Source organism: Acinetobacter sp. RRD8 (genome assembly GCF_031844225.1).
Taxonomy (GTDB): Bacteria; Pseudomonadota; Gammaproteobacteria; order Pseudomonadales; family Moraxellaceae; genus Acinetobacter.
In genome coordinates this window covers 48,348-69,456 of sequence record NZ_JAUZUU010000011.1, presented here as the reverse complement: position 1 = coordinate 69,456, position 21,109 = coordinate 48,348, and the positions used below count along the sequence as shown (strand labels likewise).

At 41.5% G+C, this 21,109-nt stretch carries 18 protein-coding genes and 1 riboswitch; of the genes, 7 read left to right on the top strand and 11 right to left on the bottom strand.

Annotated features, from left to right (window positions below; all coding sequences use genetic code 11):
* Nucleotides 1–10: 10 nt before the first annotated feature.
* From Q9R24_RS11005 to Q9R24_RS10980, 6 genes are all read left to right on the top strand, one after another.
* Entirely contained in the window at nt 11–1,027 is a 1,017-nt protein-coding gene (locus Q9R24_RS11005) for a CmpA/NrtA family ABC transporter substrate-binding protein (protein WP_311204446.1), read from the top strand.
* A gap of 245 nt (nt 1,028–1,272) precedes the next feature.
* Nucleotides 1,273–2,217 (top strand): ABC transporter permease, encoded by a 945-nt coding sequence (locus Q9R24_RS11000; protein WP_044110891.1) that lies wholly within the window; start codon nt 1,273–1,275, stop codon nt 2,215–2,217.
* Nucleotides 2,217–3,098: an ABC transporter ATP-binding protein gene (locus tag Q9R24_RS10995; RefSeq protein WP_034683069.1), complete on the top strand. Its 882-nt coding sequence runs from the start codon at nt 2,217–2,219 to the stop codon at nt 3,096–3,098. The genes Q9R24_RS11000 and Q9R24_RS10995 overlap by 1 nt, the downstream gene beginning before the upstream one ends.
* Nucleotides 3,099–3,175: 77 nt before the next feature.
* A complete protein-coding gene (locus Q9R24_RS10990; RefSeq protein ID WP_311204445.1) occupies nt 3,176–4,183 on the top strand; it encodes an isopenicillin N synthase family oxygenase in 1,008 nt (335 codons plus the stop codon).
* Nucleotides 4,180–5,061 (top strand): hypothetical protein, encoded by an 882-nt coding sequence (locus Q9R24_RS10985; RefSeq protein WP_311204444.1) that lies wholly within the window; start codon nt 4,180–4,182, stop codon nt 5,059–5,061. The genes Q9R24_RS10990 and Q9R24_RS10985 overlap by 4 nt, the downstream gene beginning before the upstream one ends.
* A gap of 8 nt (nt 5,062–5,069) precedes the next feature.
* Nucleotides 5,070–5,399 (top strand): SMR family transporter, encoded by a 330-nt coding sequence (locus tag Q9R24_RS10980; protein ID WP_311204443.1) that lies wholly within the window; start codon nt 5,070–5,072, stop codon nt 5,397–5,399.
* Nucleotides 5,400–5,669: 270 nt separating this feature from the next.
* Here Q9R24_RS10980 and Q9R24_RS10975 read toward each other — a convergent pair whose 3' ends face one another.
* From Q9R24_RS10975 to Q9R24_RS10925, 11 genes are all read right to left on the bottom strand, one after another.
* Nucleotides 5,670–6,692 carry an ABC transporter substrate-binding protein gene (locus tag Q9R24_RS10975; protein WP_311204442.1) on the bottom strand — a complete coding sequence of 341 codons (1,023 nt, stop codon included), beginning with the start codon at nt 6,690–6,692 and terminating at the stop codon, nt 5,670–5,672.
* Nucleotides 6,689–8,497 carry an allophanate hydrolase gene (gene atzF / locus Q9R24_RS10970; protein ID WP_311204441.1) on the bottom strand — a complete coding sequence of 603 codons (1,809 nt, stop codon included), beginning with the start codon at nt 8,495–8,497 and terminating at the stop codon, nt 6,689–6,691. The genes Q9R24_RS10975 and atzF overlap by 4 nt, the downstream gene beginning before the upstream one ends.
* Before the next feature lie 11 nt (nt 8,498–8,508).
* A complete protein-coding gene (locus Q9R24_RS10965) occupies nt 8,509–8,952 on the bottom strand; it encodes a CopG family ribbon-helix-helix protein (RefSeq protein ID WP_004280384.1) in 444 nt (147 codons plus the stop codon).
* Complete coding sequence (locus Q9R24_RS10960; protein ID WP_004647016.1) at nt 8,945–9,076, bottom strand: hypothetical protein; 132 nt, start codon at nt 9,074–9,076, stop codon at nt 8,945–8,947. The genes Q9R24_RS10965 and Q9R24_RS10960 overlap by 8 nt, the downstream gene beginning before the upstream one ends.
* A 516-nt stretch (nt 9,077–9,592) precedes the next feature.
* Complete coding sequence (locus Q9R24_RS10955; RefSeq protein WP_243474320.1) at nt 9,593–9,859, bottom strand: type II toxin-antitoxin system RelE/ParE family toxin; 267 nt, start codon at nt 9,857–9,859, stop codon at nt 9,593–9,595.
* Nucleotides 9,822–10,097, bottom strand: coding sequence for a type II toxin-antitoxin system Phd/YefM family antitoxin (locus tag Q9R24_RS10950; RefSeq protein ID WP_253174492.1), 276 nt, complete (start codon nt 10,095–10,097; stop codon nt 9,822–9,824). Before Q9R24_RS10950 ends, Q9R24_RS10955 begins: the two co-directional genes overlap by 38 nt.
* An 87-nt stretch (nt 10,098–10,184) precedes the next feature.
* Nucleotides 10,185–13,760, bottom strand: a complete 3,576-nt coding sequence (locus Q9R24_RS10945) for an ATP-binding protein (protein ID WP_311204440.1) — start codon at nt 13,758–13,760, stop codon at nt 10,185–10,187.
* Between the two features lie 84 nt (nt 13,761–13,844).
* Nucleotides 13,845–17,465: an urea carboxylase gene (uca, locus tag Q9R24_RS10940; protein WP_311204439.1), complete on the bottom strand. Its 3,621-nt coding sequence runs from the start codon at nt 17,463–17,465 to the stop codon at nt 13,845–13,847.
* 4 nt (nt 17,466–17,469) lie between these two features.
* The gene (locus Q9R24_RS10935) at nt 17,470–18,120 is read right to left on the bottom strand and encodes an urea amidolyase associated protein UAAP2 (RefSeq protein WP_291354531.1); all 651 of its coding nucleotides are present in this window, start codon (nt 18,118–18,120) and stop codon (nt 17,470–17,472) included.
* Between the two features lie 11 nt (nt 18,121–18,131).
* A complete protein-coding gene (locus Q9R24_RS10930) occupies nt 18,132–18,869 on the bottom strand; it encodes an urea amidolyase associated protein UAAP1 (protein ID WP_311204438.1) in 738 nt (245 codons plus the stop codon).
* A 28-nt stretch (nt 18,870–18,897) separates the two neighbouring features.
* Nucleotides 18,898–19,009, bottom strand: a riboswitch (guanidine-I (ykkC/yxkD leader).
* Between the two features lie 206 nt (nt 19,010–19,215).
* Complete coding sequence (locus tag Q9R24_RS10925; RefSeq protein WP_311204437.1) at nt 19,216–20,109, bottom strand: LysR substrate-binding domain-containing protein; 894 nt, start codon at nt 20,107–20,109, stop codon at nt 19,216–19,218.
* Between the two features lie 281 nt (nt 20,110–20,390).
* Between Q9R24_RS10925 and Q9R24_RS10920 the strand changes: the two genes are divergently transcribed.
* On the top strand, nt 20,391–21,107 hold the full coding sequence (locus Q9R24_RS10920; RefSeq protein WP_311204436.1) for an HAD family phosphatase: 717 nt from the start codon (nt 20,391–20,393) through the stop codon (nt 21,105–21,107).
* Nucleotides 21,108–21,109 lie beyond the last annotated feature (2 nt).

Genomic DNA, 21,109 nt, shown 5'->3' with positions numbered 1-21,109 from the left:
GGAAAAGCATATGTCCACATTAGAAAAAACTGAACTCAATATTGGCTATATTCCTTTACTTGATTGTGTTGCCATTCTCTGGGCCGAAAAACAGGGGTATTTTGCTGAGCAAGGATTAACCATCAATTTAATCCATGAAGCCTCCTGGTCTAGTTTGCGTGACCGTCTGGCCTATGGCTTTCTGGATGCTGCACATTGCTTGTCTGCCATGCTGCCCGCTGCTGCCCTGGGTACAGACCAGTTACAGGTGGCTTTGCAAACCCCTCTAGTACTGAGCGTGAATCAGGCTTTTATTAGCCTGCGCCAGGATTTGTGCTATGAACTCGGCATCCAGCCTGGGGATGATGAACAGAATACCTCAAAGAAACTGGTACAGGCTTTACAACAGAATCATTCCATCAATCTGGCCTATGTTTATAAATATTCGATTCACCATTACTGTTTAAAAGAATGGCTGGCGCTGACTGATCCACAACTGGCCAAGAATATCCAGCTGATGACCTCTCCACCGCCTTCCATGGTAAAAGGAATCGCGGAACAGGTATTCGATGGCTTTTGCGTGGGAGAACCCTGGAATATTCAGGCCAAACTTGAAGGCTATAGTTTTATCGTCGCAGCAAGCCAGAATGTCATTCCAAAAGTTGCCGATAAAGTCTTGGCCATGACCCAGGAATGGGCAGAACAGCATCCATTTACTGTAGAGGCAGTGGTCAAGGCAGTACAAAAAGCGCAGGATGATTTAAAGCAGCGCAGTGATTTATCAGAAGTATGGGACATGCTGGTAGACTATCAGATTATTCAGTTTGAATGTTCCGCCCAGCGGCATGTCTATGACTTTTACAAGATCAAGAATATCATCCGGAATTTTGTTGGGGAAAGTGCCCAACCGAAAGTTGATGATTTTATCTGGCTCTTGCAGCAGATGCAGAAATGGGAAAATATTGAAATGACCGCAGCCGAGAAAAAACAGATTGCGCAGCAGTGCATCTATAGCTTGCAAAACCAGCATGCAGATATTATTGGCTAAATGATGTTACTGAAAAAAGAGGCCTGATTTTTCAGGTCTTTTTTATTGAGTCTATTTTCCAGAAAATGATTAAAAATCTCTGCATTCTGATCTAACTTCTTGAATATGATTAAAAGTTGTCTGCTAATTTTTTCTATAAAAATAAATCCTTTTAAGAGTCATTTCATGATTTTGGATGAAATGGCATCTATTTTGCTTAATCAGTATTACGTTTTATAAAAATTGTAATATTGAGGGGCAACACTATGAGTTACGTTGCGCGTGAACTCAGTCAAAGAAATAAATTACTGTTTGGCTTGGGGTCGTTTTTAATACCAATTCTGATCTGGTGTGCAGTCAGTTATTTGCCATTTATCTGGCATCCACAAGTTCAGATTACGGATTCCGGTAGTGTTGCCTATTTACAGGTCGAGAGTCGTATTGATAAAGACCAGTTTTTTTCTGCTGCGCAATCTGCAGTAGATCAAGGTCTGGCTCCGCCGCAGGGTATTCTGGTCAACCCGATTTATCTGCCTGCACCACATGAAGTTGCGATTGCACTGATCACAGCTTTTACCACGGAGCCGGCTCAGGCCAATGCACCCTGGTTTCATGAAAGCCTGTGGCACAGTATCAAACTGGTATTTACTGCGTTCTTTATTTCTTCCTTGGTTGGTATTCCACTCGGTATTTTATGCGGGTTTTCAAATAAAATTTCCCAGCTAATCGAACCCTTTGTCGAATTCTTCCGCTATTTACCTGCTCCGGCCTTTGGTGCACTGGCTGTCGCCATTCTTGGCATTAATGATGCACCCAAAATTGCCATCATTGTGATTGGAACTTTATTCCAGCAAATCCTGATTATTGCCAATACCACACGTCTGGTCGATCGCAGCCTGATTGAAGCAGGTTTTACCCTGGGCACCAATAAACTGAAAAGCCTGTTGCATGTGGTGATTCCGGCAGCTCTGCCTGAAATTTACCGCAATCTGCGGGTGCTGCTTGGCTGGGCATGGACCTACTTGATCGTAGCAGAACTGATTGGCAGTACTTCCGGGATCACCTGGTTTATTACCCAGCAAGCCCGTTATCAGAATTTCGATAATGTCTTTGCCGCCATCCTGATTATCGGGGTGATTGGTCTGCTGTGTGATGTGATCTTAATGAAACTGGGACAACGCTTATTTAAATGGAAACCGGGAGCTAACTGATGCAAAACACTGAATTTAATACCCGCGAATACTTTGACAAGATTTATAGCCGTCCGGTGATTCTGGAAGCCAAACAGCTGACACAAAAATTCAGTCATGGCAAAACTGAACGTACGGTTTTAAATGCTCTAGATTTGAAAATTCATAAGCGTGAGTTCATCTGTGTGATTGGGCCTTCCGGTTGCGGCAAGTCAACCTTTAGCCGTGTAGTGGCCGGTCTGGATCCTTATAGCAGTGGTGAGATTCTGGTGGATGGCCAGCCAATTACCGGCCCAAGTCCGGAGCGTGGCATGGTGTTTCAGGGCTATACCCTGTTTCCATGGAAAACCGTCAAGGAAAATGTCATGTTTGGCCCGCGCATGAAAGGCCAAAGTAGTGCAGCGGCCGAAGCGCAGGCACGTGAATGGATCAATATCATTGGTCTGGAAAAGTATGAAAACCAGTATCCGCATGAGCTGTCTGGCGGGATGAAACAGCGTGTCGCGATTGCCCGGGCTTTGGTCAATGAACCGAAGATCCTGTTGATGGATGAACCCTTTGGAGCACTCGATCCGCATACCCGGCAAAAAATGCAGCGTCATCTGATGGATCTTTGGCAAAATATCGACATCACCATCATTTTTGTGACTCACGATATGGATGAAGCCATTTTACTGGCCGACCGTATTGTGGCACTGAAAGCCAATCCGGGTGAAATCAAGGAAATTATTGAAGTCGATTTACCTCGCCCACGTCATCCTGATGTGATGCTCACACCTGAATTTAAACAGTTAAGACAACGTGTCGATTATCTGGTGCATGCTGAAGAAGATGAACTGGATCCGGCACTGGCAGAACTGCCGGTCATTCCGCGTATGACCAAGGTCAGCAGCAATAAATAATCTTATCCAAAATGCCTTTGGGACGACCCGAAGGTTTTAATCGCTGTGTTGGACGACCAACATTAGAGGTGATTATCATGCAAGCGCAATATGTACTCCCACTGGTTGATATTTCAAAATTACAAAGTCCGGATTTAGCCGATCGTATTGAGGTTGCTCATGCTCTGGATCATGCCTGTAAAGAAGTCGGATTTCTTTATCTGCAAGGTAGCCAGTTTAATTTTGATTATGCCAAAGCCCTGATTGAAATGGCCCAGTCCTATTTTTCTCAGGATCTGGACACCAAAATGCAGCACTATATTGGAAAATCAAAAAACCATAGTGGCTATGTGCCGATTGGCGAAGAACAGTTTGCCGGCAACAGTTATGATTTAAAAGAAGCCTATGATGTCAATTATGACTATCAGGGACCGGAAACAGACTGTCCATTACTCGGCCCAACCTTATGGCCGGAAGATCCGGATTTTAAATCTATCGTCAGCCAATACTACAGCCATCTGCGTGAGATCAGCCGGCAGATTTTTTCTGCCTTTGCACTGGCATTGGGCGTTCGTGAGGACTTTTTTGAAAGCAAAATTACTGATGCACCAAGTCAGCTACGCTTGATTCATTATCCCTATAATCCGGAAGTGAGAGATGCCGAAGGCATAGGCGCGCATACCGACTATGAATGCTTTACCCTACTGTTACCCACCGCACCCGGCTTACAGGTTTTGAATAAAGCCGGTGAATGGATCGACATTCCCCTGATTGAAAATACACTGGTGATGAATATCGGGGACATGATGGAAATTCTGTCAAATGGTAAATATCTCGCCACCAAGCACCGCGTGAAAAAGGTCTCGGAAGAACGTTATTCATTCCCGCTGTTTTGCGCCTGCAATTATGACACCGTGATTGAACCGGTTATTCACACTGAAAATTCCAAATATTCTGCCCTGATCGGGGGCGAGCATCTATTTAATCAGACCGCCCAGACCTTTCAATATTTAAAACATCGCGTTGCTAGCGGTGAACTGGTCTTAAAAAATGCTGTACCACTTTCCTCTTTTGGACTTGAAGAACAGGCGGAGACAGCATCATGAATCTGTTTGAAGTAATTAAAACTTTAAAGCCCACTACCCCTCAGCCAGAGATTATTCCGGGCTTTTTATATGGGGCATTTCGGCGTAAAAGCATCAGTTTTTATAATGGCCTAACCGATGAAAATACCATTGTGTACTGGTTTCAGTCGCACAGTTTTACCATTGATCTTCGTCTAAAAAGCCAGACGGGAACTGCTGTTCAGGAACGCCAAGGCTGGATTGGCAATACGTTTTGGGATAACGCTAGCCAACTCTTGTCCTGGGACGTGAAAGACTACGCCAATTACCAGAATCATGTGCAATGGCCGGAACCAGCCAGGTTGCATGCGATTGGCAACTGCATTCTGGAATTTTCTCCAAGTAATGTGTATGTCGAAGACTGGCGCCAGCAGGTACAGCACGGTTTATTTTTAGGGCTGCGGCTTCAGTCTGCGCTTGATGTTCAATCTGGTCAGACACTGGAAATGGATGGTGGCCTGATCATTTGTGCTGATCATATTGCCTATGCCCTGACGCGTTTGCCTGAAGTGCAAAGTGCAGTAGCTCAAATGGATTTGAAAGCTGTCGATCCGACCGTGTTTGCCTTGGTGGAAAGTTTTGAAGTTTCTATCGGGACTGATGGTCAAGCTAAAACTTACAGCACTCGCAGCAACGAAACAGGTAAAGCCTTTAATCTGGAAAATTTTGAAGTTCTCGATGAAACCCGTCTGGTTCAGCATGTCATTTTAGATGGTCGCGACATTGACCTGATTTTTGAGCTGGATATATACCAGCCAGATTACCAATTTCAATATACAACCCCCACGACTACACAAGCTGAAATCTGGCTGAAGTCAGAACAGGATCACCTGATGCAACATGCAGAACGGGTGTTATAGGGAGAAATATGTCTTTTTTATATCTGTCGATTGCCATTATTGCAGAAGTCATTGCCACTTCTGCATTGAAAGCTTCCAATGGTTTTAGCGTGCTCGGGCCTTCACTTGCCACCATTGCCGGTTATGCCGTTGCCCTGTTTTTCCTATCACTGACCATGAAAACCATTCCGATGGGCATTGCCTATGCAATCTGGTCTGGTGCTGGCATTATCTTGATATCAACGGTTGGTCTCTTGGTGTTTAAACAGCAACTGGATCTTCCCGCGCTGATCGGGCTGGCGTTTATGATCATTGGCATTATTTTTATCAATGTCTTTTCCAAAAGTACGCAGCTTTAATTTTTTGATATTAGCGTTCTTTCATCAGTCATTTTTAATTATTAAGAAGTAAATTGCCTCTCCTTGTAGGAGACTTGCGGAGCATGCTCCTCAGGGAGGGGTTCTTTCTAATAAATACCCTCATCCTCATGCGAAGCTATGCCTCTCATCCCAGAAGGAGAAGGAGCTTTTCAATATCCCTTCAATCATTTTTTGATTTATAAAAAATATCTACTCATTTAACAATAAGAAATCCCCAGACCGGGGATTTCTTATGTAAGAGATCAGGTTTTATTGCAGCTCTTGCACCAGCGTTGGAACAATCACGCCATCTACGTTCATTTCAGTCGTATAAATGCCGTTGGCCACATTGAACTTGTTCACATGATAGCTGGAACCATAGATCGAGTCGAAACCATCACCTTTGGTAAAGACTTTCTTGTTGGCGGCCAGATCAAGTAAATGCGTACCATCAATGAACTGCATATAGGTTTTCGCATCGACACCAACCCGTTTGGACATGATCTGTGCAGCATCTTCACGAGTCGCCGGGTCATTGATGTATTTGACAGTTTTATCCCAAACCTGAATCACCTTTTTCCATTGCTCTTTATTGGCTTCCAGATGGGCTGGATTCACGGTCAAGGTATCGTAGATCAATCCAGGCTTGTCTTTAGAGGTGAAAATAATCTTGGAACCGGCCACCGCAGATAAAGCCTGATTTGCCACCGGCTGCCATACTGCAATCGCATCAATATCGGGAGTGGCAAAAACCTGTGGCAATTCATTGGTCATGGTATTGACCAGTTTGACCTCATTCAGTTTAACCTTGGCATCATCCAGTGCAGTGGACAGCAATAAGTGATCGACCAGACCTTTTTCAGTTGCAACCGTTTTACCGCGCAGATCCTGAATTGAGTTAATGCCATTCTTGGCAATAATCACGTCATTTCCAGCTGAATAATCGGTCGCCATGATCATCACACCTTTGGTCCCGCCAGAGCCAGTGACCAGATTATCACCATTGGTGACCAGTACAGCGTCCAACTGATTCGCTGCGAATGCAGCGAGTGAAGCAGAATAGTCAAACCATTTAAAATCGGCATTAACTCCGGCATCTTCCAGCCAGCCTTTTTCAATCGCCACCTGCCAGGCCACAAATCCCGGCCAGTCACTATAACCAATCCGGATGGGCTGAGTAGCCACACTTTTTTCTGCCTTGGCATTTGGTTCAGGTACTTTAGCGGTATTGTCACAGCCACTAAAAAGGATTGCAGACAGTACGGAAACGGACATCAGTGCTTTTTTGATCATTTTGCGACTTCCCCTATGCATTCACATTTAAATTTGGTATTTGAAAGTTGTTTAGATTTCATAAATTCGCGCCAGCCACCGAAATGACTGATATCTGTTGCATCCTCAAGTGCATAACCTTCACAGATAAAGCCTTTGACCCAAGTACCATCGATCAGCTGAACATTACCTATCCCCAAAGGTGCCGGAACTTCTGCAACACTGTCCCCGAACAGTGCACGCGGAATGTCCCAGACTTCGACTTCAATTGAACAACCTTTCGCATTGTATTGCAGACCAGGTTTTGGCGGTGTGGTATTTTTTAAAGCATACAATTTGTAATGCGAAGCAGTCCGGGTCTGCTTGATCAGGGTGCCACCACGTGTGGTCAGCTGAAAATTCAGCGGCATTCCGGTCAGATGTGCACCGACGACAGCTAGTTTGACGCTGTGACCCGATGAGATTCCAGTTGTTTTTTCATATGGGCGTTCAGATGTGCCTAACTTTAACTGGCTCGCCTGCTGCCATTTTTGCCCGAACTTGGCCAGTGCTTCATCCATCCAGGCTGACGCAATAAAGGTCACGCCCGTTGGCAAACCATCAGCACGAATGCTATTTGGTAGCGCCAAAGCCGAAAGATCGGCAAAATTGACAAAATTGGTATAAGCGCCCATGTGGCTGTTTTTTACCAGAGGATCGGCTTCTACTTCTGCAATGCGATAAATGGTGGGTGCAGTAGGCACCATCAAGGCATCATAATCTGCCAGTGTATTTTGAATAACACGGCTCAGGCGAGCGCGTTCATATTCATCCTGCATGACATCGACCGCATTGAACCGGTCTGCCTGCGCAATAATCTGGCCAATTACCGGATGGGTCTGCTCACGTTGCACCATTTTTTCCACGGCACTGGTACGTTCAGCCACCCAAGAGCGGTTGTAAAGTGCAGTCGCCAGTTGTTGAAATGGAGCAAAATCAATCGGCTCAACTGTATAACCCAAGCTTTGTGCACGTGCGATCGCCAGCTGGAATGCTTTTTCAGTTTCAGTATCGCCATAAAATTCCAGTGTATCTGGAATGGCAATTTTCCCTTTTGAAAATTGGCTAGGAACATTTTGAGGATGCGTTCTGGAATACTCATCGCTGGCATCATAGCCCTGCATGACTTGCGCTACCTGCCAGGCATTATCCACCGTTAATGCAAAAATCGAAATCACATCGATGGTGCGGCAAGCCGGAATCAGGCCGGTAGTCGAGAACCAGCCTTTGGTCGGTTTGAGTCCGACAATGTTATTATGCCCTGCCGGTACACGTCCTGAACCTGCAGTATCTGTACCCAGTGAAAATGGCACTAATCCGTTTGCGACGACTACACTGGAACCCGAACTCGAGCCGCCACTGATATATTCAGGATTAAAGCTGTTCTTTACCGCGCCGTATGGGGAGCGCACACCGACCAGACCCGTCGCAAACTGATCCAGATTGGTTTTACCCACGACAATCGCGCCGGCAGCTTTTAATTTGGCTACTGCGGTTGCATCGGAAGTTGCCAGATAAGCTACCTCTTTACATGCTGCTGTGGTATAGAACCCTGCAACATCAATATTGTCCTTGACTGCAAATGGCACCCCATAAAGTGGCAAGCTTGCACTATCTGCACCAGTCAATGCATCAATTTGTGCCTGTAATTGTGCTGCTGTTGCAATTGAAATCCAGGCATGATCGTCATTATTCAATCCGGCAACATACTCAATCAGGTCACTAAGCTGGATATTGTTATTCTGGTAGGCGTGTTGCCAGTCCTGTACAGTCCATAAGTTGTGCACAGCTGTTCTCCTTAAGTGTGTTCGGTATTTTGTGGAATGGGTGGCATGACGGCATCCATCAGTTCGAGATGCCCTTTAATCACGCCTTTCAGTGCAATAAATTGTTCGCTTATTTCTTTCAGGTCACTGCTCGCGCCCTGCATCAGCATGACTTGCAGAATTTTTTCATCATCCAGCTGGATATGAAGCGAATTGATCACTTGTGCCAGATACTGCTGCTGCAGATCGACCAGCTGACTGCGCAGCGGTTTCAAGCTGACGTCATAGAGCAAGGTAAGCGTGCCAACCATGACTTCATCGCGAATCACCAGATCATCAATCAGGTGGCGGTTAATCATATCGACAATGGCCTGCGAGCGGCTTTCATAGTGCTGCTCGACAATTTTTTGATCCATCGCATGTAGCGTTGTTTCTGGCACGGTAATACTGATCCGTGCCAATTTTTGTTTAGGCACGATGTTGATCCTTGGGTTGATATTGGGAAGACTGTTTAATGTGAAAGCCTGCACGTACGCTGAGCAGCTCAACCAGAAAGTGAAGCCATGGATGCATTTTTTTATTTGATGTCGGATTGTTCATGTGCATCTCCTGTGGATATTACAAAACCAGAATTTCGTATTACTTAGGAAAATGCAGAAAGCGTGCCAATTTTTAGTTATTTGGATGAGGTAAATAAACTTGCTTAAAAGGGCGAAAAAAAGCCCCATAACATTGAAATGGGGCTTGTTCTAAAGCAAAAGTAAGTTTTGTATTTCACCGGTTTATTCCATTTTGATTGCTCATGTCCTTGCTATTCTTTTTATACATGAATGGTTAACCGATGTTTGTGATTATGAGTGATCAAGTGTATTGCTCTCCTCTATTTATATTGTATATAAATAAATGCATTAAGCGTGCCACAATATACAAATAGAATAGATTTAAGCAGAATGCTTGTGAAATTAATTACATACGCAAAAAGAGGCAAAACAAGAATGATTTACTTTTTTAAGTGTGCCTAAAAAATAGGCCATTTTGCACCATTGGGGTTCGAGGGTGCATCAAAGTGTGGCTGAAAGATGATTTAGCAATGGCAAGCACTTCCAGAAAATTTTTTCACATCTTTTTATAAATGGTATCCCTGCGGTCTACATCTAAAACCAAAACTACAATTTTTGAATCGATGACTTGATAGACCAAACGGTAGCCTGCCGATCTAAGTTTCACTTTATATAAATCAACAGAGCCACTGAGTTTGTTTTTCGGGATTTTGGGGTTATCTAATATTGTTTCGAGCTTACGAATGAACTGTTCTGCGATTTGCGGATTCAGCTTATCAAACTTTTTAAGCGCGGTTTTTGTGAACTCGAGCTCGTAGGTCATCTAGGCTTACCTTTACAGTGTCTTCTGTTTGCGCTTCTTCGGCTAGTATCAATAGTTCTTTGTCTTCAATCAGATCCATCAGGCGTTCATACATATCCGCAGGTACGCAATAGAATGCTGGATTATTACGATTAAGGATGGCAACTGCTTCACCAAAGCCGTTATTGACCACTTCCATTGGGTTCTTTTTTAGGTCTGATACGCTTGCGACAAAGCGTGAATGGATAATATTGTTCATCTTGGCGATGTCCTAGACATGTAAACAATAGTCAAATGATAACCAATTTAAATATCTTTTAAAAGACCTGTTATTAGGTCTTTTAAATCATTCAATTGTTCTTAAATAAATTGCCCAATAGGTTCTCTCTAATATTTCTTGTATATGTTGATTTACACCTTTTATTTCACATAAGTCATTCAATCTTAAAAAATGTTGTCTCAAACCTGTGTACTCAAGATTAGATACAACAATATCTACCGCTAAATCACAATAATTGGTATCAAGCCAAGATATTAAGACTTCAAATGCTTCAACAATACTCCATCCTTGATCAACACAATCATGAAGCCATCTATCTGACCAAATAATTCTGCCTTCTTGAAGTTCTTCACTAAGCCTTTTAGTACTTATTTTTAAGGAATATTGGCTATCATCAGCAATTAGAGGTTCTATAATTTCTTGTGCAAAATTTTTCCACCCATTTTTAAGACAAATTTGGTACAAATTCATTTTAGCTAGATCATCAAAATATTGAATATATGGCTTTATTGCTAGAATTTGTTGATCACGATAGATTCCTTTACGACCTTCAGTTTTAAAGCCCCAATGATGATTAAAGTATTTAAAAACTTCTTGTAAATTTCTCTCTTGGATTGAGTTATGCACTAACGAACATAATTTATCAGTACCAACTAAAAGTGCTAGCTGAATAAAAATATTATATTGATTGAGCTTATCCCAATGTTTTTTTAATAAAGTTTCTGCTTTCTCTATAGAGAATTTTTCGAATATTTCAAATAGCATCCAATAATTATCATCATTGATGGTCAACATATGATCTTCAAAGATTTGTTCAAATTTGTCATGCCACATATAGCGAGTTGCTTGCCACCAATATGTGGAATCATTATTTTTAATTTTATCTATTAACTGATCGACTATGCTCAAATCCCTATATTTTGCTTTTGCCATTAAAACGCTATCATATATTTCATCTTCACTTAAAATGGTTTGAAGTGTAGGTAGATCCCCCTCACTAGGACTGCTAATCCATATAGCTAAAGCATGTTTACGAGCACAAGAATCATTTTGATTATTTATAAATATTTCTTTAAGTCTATCCTTTGAAGGCTTAGATAATAATTGACCTTCTTTAAAAGCACGACTCACATCGTCAGCTATCTGTCCCCATGTATGAAATCCTCTTCTATCCCAATCTGCTAATTTTTTAACTTGGGCTTCTAATACATCAGGATGATCAACTAATCTCAATAAATACAAAATATAATTTTTTAAACCACTCGTCTGAGCCCAATTTAGTAAATAATGGATAGTAGACTCTGTTGGTAAATAATTTTTAAATTTAAAGTCCAAAGAGTACATTGTGAATGAATTTTTAGGTGATCTCTGATACTGATCTTGCTCTTCTGATAAGTTATTCCAATAGTTTAAAACTGAATCTAGTAAATATACTGATTTTTCATCACAGATTCTTGATAGCACCCAAAATACAAGAAGGTAATCTTTTTCTTCATCTTTAATGTTGTCTATAGCAATCGTTACCGAATCTAAATACTCTACATCTCCAATGTATCCTATGATTATAAATAGCGAATGAAGAGTTGAAACTTTAGTATTTTGATCTTTAAGAATTTCAAATAACTTATTTTTTAAGCCATTTTTATATTTTTTTACTATGAAATTTATAACTAAATGAATCTGCGGATAGTTTATTTCAAAAGGAAACAATCTTATCCAATGAATACCATCACTTAAATTTCCATTTTTAAAGCCACATTCATAATACAAATCATGGCGATCTTTTTTAGGATAAAGTTTAAGCAATTCTAGAATTGAGGTGTGTACCAATTCATTTAGAACCGTAAGTGATTTATAACGTAATGTACTCTTCGATAGCTTATGATTTTCTTGATTATTCAACCAATTTGAAATGACTTTTATGCAAGTATCAATATATTCAGAATTGTCTTTGATAGCATAATAGTAAGCATATATTCCTATTAAAAAATTATGCTGAGTAAGTAATTCAAGTCTTTCAATGTTTAATAAGGATAAATAACAGGATAGTCCCAATGCTTCTGAGAAATAGGGATCAGTCAAAAATTCTAAATATTCATCTTTTTCTAAAAAATCCTGTATAGCTTGAGCCATGAGCAGAAATTTAATCTTGTCATGACGAAAGATAATAATATTTTGTTCATCAAGTCTTATAATTTGTCCATCATCGAGTATATTCCGTAGATCTGACCTTTCCTCGCGATCTAAAAATCCAGATAATTGACTTATATTGATTTTATCAATCTTATTTAAAACCAAATATGAAATACTTTTTGAAAGAGTTATTTCAAGATCATTACAAAATTTTTCTTTTGCATATGCAATATTTTCTAGTGTTGTTGAAATAAATTTTTCAATAATTTTATCATTTTTTTTAGTTTCCTTAAAATCAACTAAAGCCAAAAGCAAGGGATCATTGCCAACGTTCCTTGCAATACTTTTTAATGTCAACTCATCAATATTTAGGTTTTCTGATTTACATCTTTTTTGTAATGCCTCTAATGCTTGCTCATCTGTGTAATTATCTAAATAAATATATGAAAATCCGTTTTTAGATAGTTCTTCTTTGAGCTTGAGTGAAAGTATGCTTAGTTTTTGATACCAAACAGGACACAAGATATTTATTCTTTTTTCATTGCTTGCCCATGAGCTAATTTTTTCAATTAGTTGTTCGGTATTATTTATATTGTTAATATCCTCAATTAAAATGATTAAAGGGTTTTCCACAGAACATAAATCTAAAGCCTTTCTACCACATCCTTTAATTAAGCGACCTGAATATCTCTGTAGCTCTTTTTCAATAGCTTCATCTAAGTTTAAAGAATTTTGTATGTTTTCTTCCCTCAATACTAAAATCGGATGCCCTTTATCTAACTTTTTTAGAATAAAGTTCGTACAAATAGTAGTTTTACCTGAACCAGAGGTTCCAATTACTAAATTCAAATTTTGAAATTTTATGTCATCACGTTCAACGAATAAGTCTTGTTTAAAATTAAGATGTACAGTACTTAAAGTGCCTATTCTTAAGAGTTCTTCATGAGATAGAACAGTAGGCAAAACACCAAAATATTTATGACGAATTGTTTGACCATTCGGATCAATATCTAAAAATGAAGAAATTCTAGAGTTTGACCATATTTCTAATTCAATATCATGTTGTGAAGCAAGCTGATGTGCTTTTATACGTATTTCTTGAGGCTCATCACTATTACACATCAAGGCTAACCTTGCTTTTAAATCAGGATTTCCTTGCCTAATTTTAACTAACTCTTTAATTGCTTTTACTAAGTCACCATCACTTCCTGTGGGTTTACTACCTTTTTTTCTCGGTGTAACTGTGTCTAAATCTCTCAACCATTTGGTTTCTAAATCATTACGTGATGTTGTTGTATGTGCTACTGCAACAACCTTTGCTTCGCCGTTGACATAACACCAACCTACATTATCCAATGGTGCTTTAATTGTTTTACCTTGCGGATTCATACCCTGATGAGAAATACTCTTATAAATCTCAGGTTCAGCAAATCTAAGCACATCAGATGCTAATCTTTCGAATAATCCTGCATCAGTAATATTTGCTAGAGCACTATTGGTTTCATTCATAGTCTGGATTTGAATAATTCATATATTTTTCATTAGTATAATAAAAAACCGCCCTAACGGACGGTCTTTTTTATTTCCACTTAATTAAGCCACTGGCGCCAAGGTAAACAATACCTGCCCCGTTTTCACCGTTTGCCCTTTCTCAATGGTAATCGCATCGACTCGCATACGCTCAGGCGCAATAATTGGAATCTCGATCTTCATTGCTTCAATCACCGCAAGCGTTGCACCTTCTTCCACAATATCGCCCGACTGACATTCAATTTTCCAAATTGAACCCGGCATGTGCGATTCCACTGCACAACCACCTTCAGGCACTTCAACGCCTTCACCATCATCCACCGTATCTAGGCTTTCAGAGACATATTCTGCAAGTCCTGCTTCATGCCAACGACGGCGCTCTGCATCAAAGTTAGCTTGTTGCACCGCTTTAAAGGCACAAATAGATTCTTGATTTTCGATTAAGAAGTCATTGTATTCTTTCAGATTCAATACACCTTCTTCAATCCGCAGTTTTAAACGACCTGCTTTAAAGTCTTCACGCATGTGCATCAACTCGGACTCAGACACTTCATAAAACTTAATCTGGTCAAAGAAGCGCAATAACCACGGCATACCTTGTTCAAAGTCGGGGTTTTTACGGTAGCGTGACCACATTTGCGACGTACGACCGACAAACTGATAGCCACCCGGACCTTCCATGCCATAGACACACATATAGGCACCGCCAATACCCACGGCATTTTCAGGTGTCCATGTACGCGCAGGATTATATTTAGTAGTCACCAAACGTTGACGTGGATCAAGCGGAGTTGCTACAGGTGCACCCAAATACACATCGCCCAAGCCCATCACCAAATAACTGGCGTTATAGACCACATCTTTCACCGCTTGTTTATCTTTCAAGCCATTAATACGGCGGATAAATTCGATATTGTCCGGACACCACGGCGCGTCACTTCGTACCGTTTGTACATAACGCTCAGTTGCCAATTGAGTTTGTGAATCTTCCCAAGCCAGCGGTAAATACACGGTACGCGATGGCACTTCCATTTCGGTTACATCAGGTAATTCTGCTTCTGCGACCTGCAACAGGCGCAATAAATCCAGTTGATCGAGTTTTAATGAATCAAAATGAATTTGCAATGAACGAATACCCGGTGTCAGGTCAATAATGCCTTGAATGTTTTGATCTTTGACCCATTGCATCAGCGCATGAATACGGAAACGCAGGTTTAAATCTAAAACTAACTCGCCATATTCCACCAACATATAGTTGTTACCGGCAGGACGATACACCACATCAGGCGTGCCATTTTGACCTTTTAGGGTATCTAAAATGGCAGATTTCAGTGTGCTGATTTCAGGATAGAACGATTCATCAAAGGTGACTGCTTGTGTATCTTGAGCAGTTAATTGCGCATGATATTTTTCATTCAGCAATTTGGCTTGATGGTAGCTCACAGGCACAAATTTAACTTTATCACCGGCTTTGAGCTGACCCAATTTCCATAATTCAGAATTGATCACCACCGCAGGGCACACGAAACCGCCCAAACTTGGACCATCTGGCCCGAGAATAATCGGCATATCGCCAGTAAAGTCGATCGCGCCAATGGCATAGGCATTGTCATGAATATTGGATGGATGCAGACCGGCCTCACCGCCGTCTTCACGTGCCCATTCAGGTTTTGGTCCAATCAAACGAATACCGGTACGGCTTGAGTTAAAGTGAATCTCAAAGGTGTTGGCAAAGAAAGTATCAATGTCGTTTTTGGTAAAGAAATCAGGTGCACCATGTGGACCATACATCACCGCAATTTCCCAAGTATTTGAGAATGTTGGGATTTGATCTTCATTTAATGCTTTCACTTCATCGGATGTAAATGCCGTGATTGGAAGCATATCGCCAATCAATAAATTACGCCCTGCATGACCACCAAACTGACCTAAGGTAAAAGTCGCTTGTGAGCCTAAATATTCAGGCACATTCAGACCACCTTTAATGCCGATATAAGTACGGCAACCTGTGGCGATCTTGCCACATTTGAGTACCTGACCTTTGCGCACATTCACAGTCTGCCACATCGGGACAGACACACCATCCAACGTCGATGGCATATCACCACCTGCCAATACAATTTGACTATCACAATGGAATTTTAAGCTTGGGCCTTGCAAGGTACATTCGAGCCCTGCGGTATTTGGTGCATTGCCTAACAGTTGGTTCGCAACATTTAAAGACAGCGGATCAATCGCACCTGATGGCGGTACGCCGACATCCCAATAGCCCAAACGGCCTGTGACATCTTGCACGGCGGTTTGAATGCCTGCTTGAAGGACTTCAATCTTTTGGGTTTTCCACTCAAAGGTATTTAAGAAGCGTGTGGTTTGCGTGCCTGCTTTAAAGATCTCACCCTCAATAATGTTTTGCAGATATTCAAGATTGGTTTCAATGCCGGCAACCGAAGTTTTAGCCAAAGTATCCGTCATGGCTTGAATGGCAGAATCACGAGAATCGCTTGTGACGATAATTTTGGCAATCATCGGGTCATAGAACGACGAGACATTGGAGCCGGTTTCTACCCAAGTTTCATTACGGGCATTGGCATCAAATTCAACGTGAGTCAAAAGTCCAGCACTTGGTTGAAAGTTTTTGATTGGATCTTCAGCATAAAGACGCACTTGAATCGAATGACCTTGAGACTCAAGTGTTGATGTAGGTGCAACCCAATCGCTACTGCCTAAAGTCACCATCCATTCAACTAGATCGACACCAAACACTTGTTCAGTGACGCCATGTTCCACTTGTAGACGGGTATTCACCTCCAAAAAATAGAATTCTTGTGTGTCGGTATCCATCACGAATTCAACAGTTCCTGCCGAACGGTAGTTCACCGATTGCATCAATTGAATCGCGACATTTTGGATGTAGGCACGTTGTTCATCGTTTAAGTGTGGTGCAGGCGTTTCCTCAATGACTTTTTGGTTACGACGTTGCACCGAACAATCACGCTCGCCCAGTGCTAGAACTAAACCGTTGCCATCACCAAAGATTTGCACTTCGATATGACGAGCATTTTGTACGAATTTTTCTAAGTAAAGGCCTGCATCTTTAAAGTTGGCTTGCGCTAAATAAGACACGGTTGCATAAGCTTCTTTCAGCTCCTCCGCATTCCACACCAAACGCATGCCAATACCACCACCACCTGCGGTACTTTTCAGCATCACAGGATAGCCAATACGCTCAGCCTCAAGCAGGGCTTCAGCTTCATCAGCCAATAATTGGCTACCTGGCAATAACGGTACATTGGCTTGAATTGCCAATTCACGTGCAGTGTGTTTCAGACCAAATGCTTTCATTTGCTCGGCATTTGGGCCCAAGAACACAATGCCTTGTGCTTCACAGAGATTACAGAATTCGGCATTTTCAGACAGGAATCCATAGCCCGGATGAATCGCTTGCGCACCGGTATGTTTGGCCACTTCTAAGATTTTATCGACATTCAGATAGCTTTGGCTTGCAGGTGCATCACCAATAAAGACGGCTTCATCAGCTAAAGTCACATGCAAGGAATCACGATCTGCTTCCGAATACACCGCAACCGATTGGATGCCTAATTTTTTAAGGGTACGGATGACACGACAAGCAATTGCACCACGGTTGGCGATGAGAACTTTATTAAACCCATATTTTAAAGTCATAGTCTTATACCTCGCCTTCACGGACAATCAGTTGAATTTTTGTTGGGTTATAGGCATTACATGGGTTATTCAGTTGTGGGCAGTTTGAGATCAACACAATCAAATCCATCTCAGCTTTAATTTCCACATATTTGCCCGGTGCAGAAATCCCATCATCAAATTTCAGGTGACCATCTGAAGTTACAGGTACATTCATAAAAAAATTAATATTTGGACCGATATGGCGCACATTCAGACCATGCTTTTTCGCAATCGGATGTTGTGACAATGCAATCATGAAATTGTTACGGCAACTGTGCATTGGATATTTATCATGCGCATAACGGACCGTATTACTTTCACATGAACATGCACCGCCTAAAGTGTCATGGCGACCGCAATTGTCATCATTAATGGTGGCGATTTTATTGCCAAAGTTAGTATATAAAGTTGTGCCTTTTTCGAGATAAATTTGACGGTTCATCGCCAAAGTATCGGTTGCGCTATAACGCTCTTCAGGGTTATGTGCGGAAATAAATAAAGTATCAACCGCCTGGTTGCCTTCAAGGTCAACAATACGGAAATACTGGCCTTTTTTGACTTCACACATCCATGCTTCACCGGCAGGACAAACTTCGCTAAGTACTGATTTTTCTAGATTTACGAGTGCAGTCATGATCATTCCCCTTAAGCAGTTAAAGCGTAGTAGCGGTTATTATTTTGAAACGCACGCTGATTTTGCGGGCATGAGTCACGGCAGACATCGGTGTCGCCTAAAGGCAGTGCTTTAAAGAGTGAGAGCTGAATATCGGCTGGTGCATATTCATTAGAATTGTCGAGTGCATGTGGTGCGCTGGATAAAAACACCAAACAATCCATTTCAAAGCGTAGTTCAATCACTTGATCGGTATTATCAGATACGACATAAGACAAGTTGCCGTTGTCATCCGGTGCAACTTTTGAAAATAGGTTTAAGCTACTACTAAGATCCGTCGCCGATAAGCCAAATTTGGTCATCTCTAAAAGCAAGCTGTCTTTACCGTTGCGGTACATGTCGTTGCGGGCATCCTGGAAGGTCTTCGTGCCAAACTGTGCTCCAATTTGCGGTGCGGTACTTGGCGCACAAAAAGCATCATTCCAACCGTGGTCATCTTTGACAATCGAGATCATCGCACGTCCTAAATCAGACGCTAAAATATGCCCTGTACTTAAAAATGCCGTGTGTTGTGCTTTTAAGCTGTCTGGCATGTTGTAGGCTTCAAGCTTATCTTCGCTATTCACACAAAACAGTGAAACATTGGCATTTGCGCCTAAAGATTTAAGTTGTAAAACTGCGCCACGCTGGATGCGTGCTGACCAGTGGTGTCCACCCGGTAAACGTTCAGTCCAGAGGACTTGATCTTCGTGATAAGTAGTTGTGCTCATATGCATCCATCCCAATCTTGTACGGTTTACCTCCCGGGCTTTTATCCCTCCGTGTAGCTTGAGCTTGAAACTTAAGCCGTGAACTCTCGGTCGCAGACCTACATGAATCTTCATGTATCGGAACCCTAGATCACTTTATGATGATGTAGATAGATGCAAAGGACGTGCCAAACTGGTAATACTATTTTTTATATTCGTAATACTTTTTTTGAGATGGAACTGATCACTTCAGGTGCAAGGCTCTGAAAAAGGCATCAAGATGTACCAAAATAAAAAAATCCCGGCTTGTACCGGGAATTGTAAAATCTAGAGATGAGAACTCAATCAAACTATTTAAGCGGTAGAGTTATTTACTTAAAATTTCATGCAGCATATTACGTAGCCATTGATGGCTGGTTTTATGATGACAGGACATATGCCAATACTGCTTTACAGAATAGGTGGGGAACGCAATCGGTGCTTCAAAAATCTTAAGATTGCCACGTGATAATAAAACTTCACTCAAATAATAAGGCACGGTCGCAATCGCATCGGTTTCCTGTACCACCAGTCCTACCCCCAGATAACTTGGCAGACGCATTAGAATGTCACGCTTGAGTTCCAGATTCAGCAATTCATTTTCAATATGGTAATGCCCCATCCCGGCATCAATATCGATATGGGTTTCACGTAAATACTCTTCGGCCGTGATGCTATCACCCGTGAGCCGCGGATGGTCTTTCGCTGCGATCACTACATAATATTGCTCAAACAGTTTCTGCTGATAAAAGCCATTCTCCAGATTTGGCAAGAAGCCTAAAGCCAGATCAATCTCACCATTGGCCATCTGATAACTGGTTTCCGAGGTAATCGGACGCACATTCAGACGGATATGGGATGCATGCTGCTTCAGATACTGGGAAATTTTTGGCAATAACACCAGATGGGATACATCGGTCATCGCCAGTGTAAAGCGCTGCTGTGAAGTGACCTGATCAAAATTGATCGTAAAATTATTGATTGCTTCAACTTTGCTCAGTGCTTCGCTGACCAAGGGAAAGAGCTGTTTGGACAGGTCTGTCGGCAGCATTTCATTGCCAATACGTAAAAATAAAGGATCACTATAATGCTGGCGAATTTTATTCAGCAGATTGCTCACCGCTGGCTGGCTCATATCTAAATGATCGGCTGCCTGAGATACGTTTTTAAATTTATAGACATAATAAAAAATACTGAGCAATTTACAGTCAAGTTCAAACACAGAAACACATTTCCTTTAACTTTCTCCTCATTCGGACAGGTCTTTCATCCGCATAAGTTCATTTATGGTCAGATTAAAATATAACACTTCGCCACTATTTTCAGGATTAAACTCGCTGTAATTTTCCGTAAATAAATACTTTTAACAGGTGAATAAATCCATTAAAAAGTCCCTTAGCGTAAAATTTCCAGCCCGGTTTGCTCAGGTCAGTTAAACATTTAAATCGTATGCGATATACTCAGCCCCACCGAATAAATGGTAAAAATACAGAGAAATCTTATATGTTTCAGGATAAAAAGCTGGTCTGTTTTGATCTAGATGGTACGTTGATTGATTCTGTAGGCATCTGGAATCAGGTAGATGCAGCCCTGATTGATGAGCTCTCCAACAGAAAAGTCGATTTACATGAGATTCAGATTCAGCAACAGCGCGATCTTCAACTTACCGCCTTGAGACATATGTCAGATCCTTATCTGGAATATTGTGGATTTTTAAAAGAACAATACGGTTTTGAACCAGCTAAAAAAGAAGTAAAAAATCGTCGTTATAGTATTTCCCGACATTTTCTTGATTATATCGTCGAGTTAAAACCTCAGGCAGACCTCCTGATTCAGGCTTTAAAACAGCAACAGATATCACTGGCTTTGACCACCACCACCAGTTTATTCAATGTACAGCGCTATCAGGATAACAATCGAAATATTAATTCTAAAATCAGCTTTGATGAGGACTTTTCCTTGATTCTCACCCGTGAAAATGTCCAGAACATTAAACCTCATCCCGAAGTTTATCTGAATGTTTTGCAAGCCTTTAACCTTCGACCTGAGGAATGTCTAATTATTGAAGACTCTCTAGTCGGTGTAGAAGCAGCAAATCATGCGGGCATCGAGGTAGTGGCAATTTATGACCAGTACTCCGCTCATGAAATAGATTTGATCAAAGCCAAAGCAAATTATTATGTCGAAGATTTTGCTGAATTATTAAGTTTCGTTCCATAAAG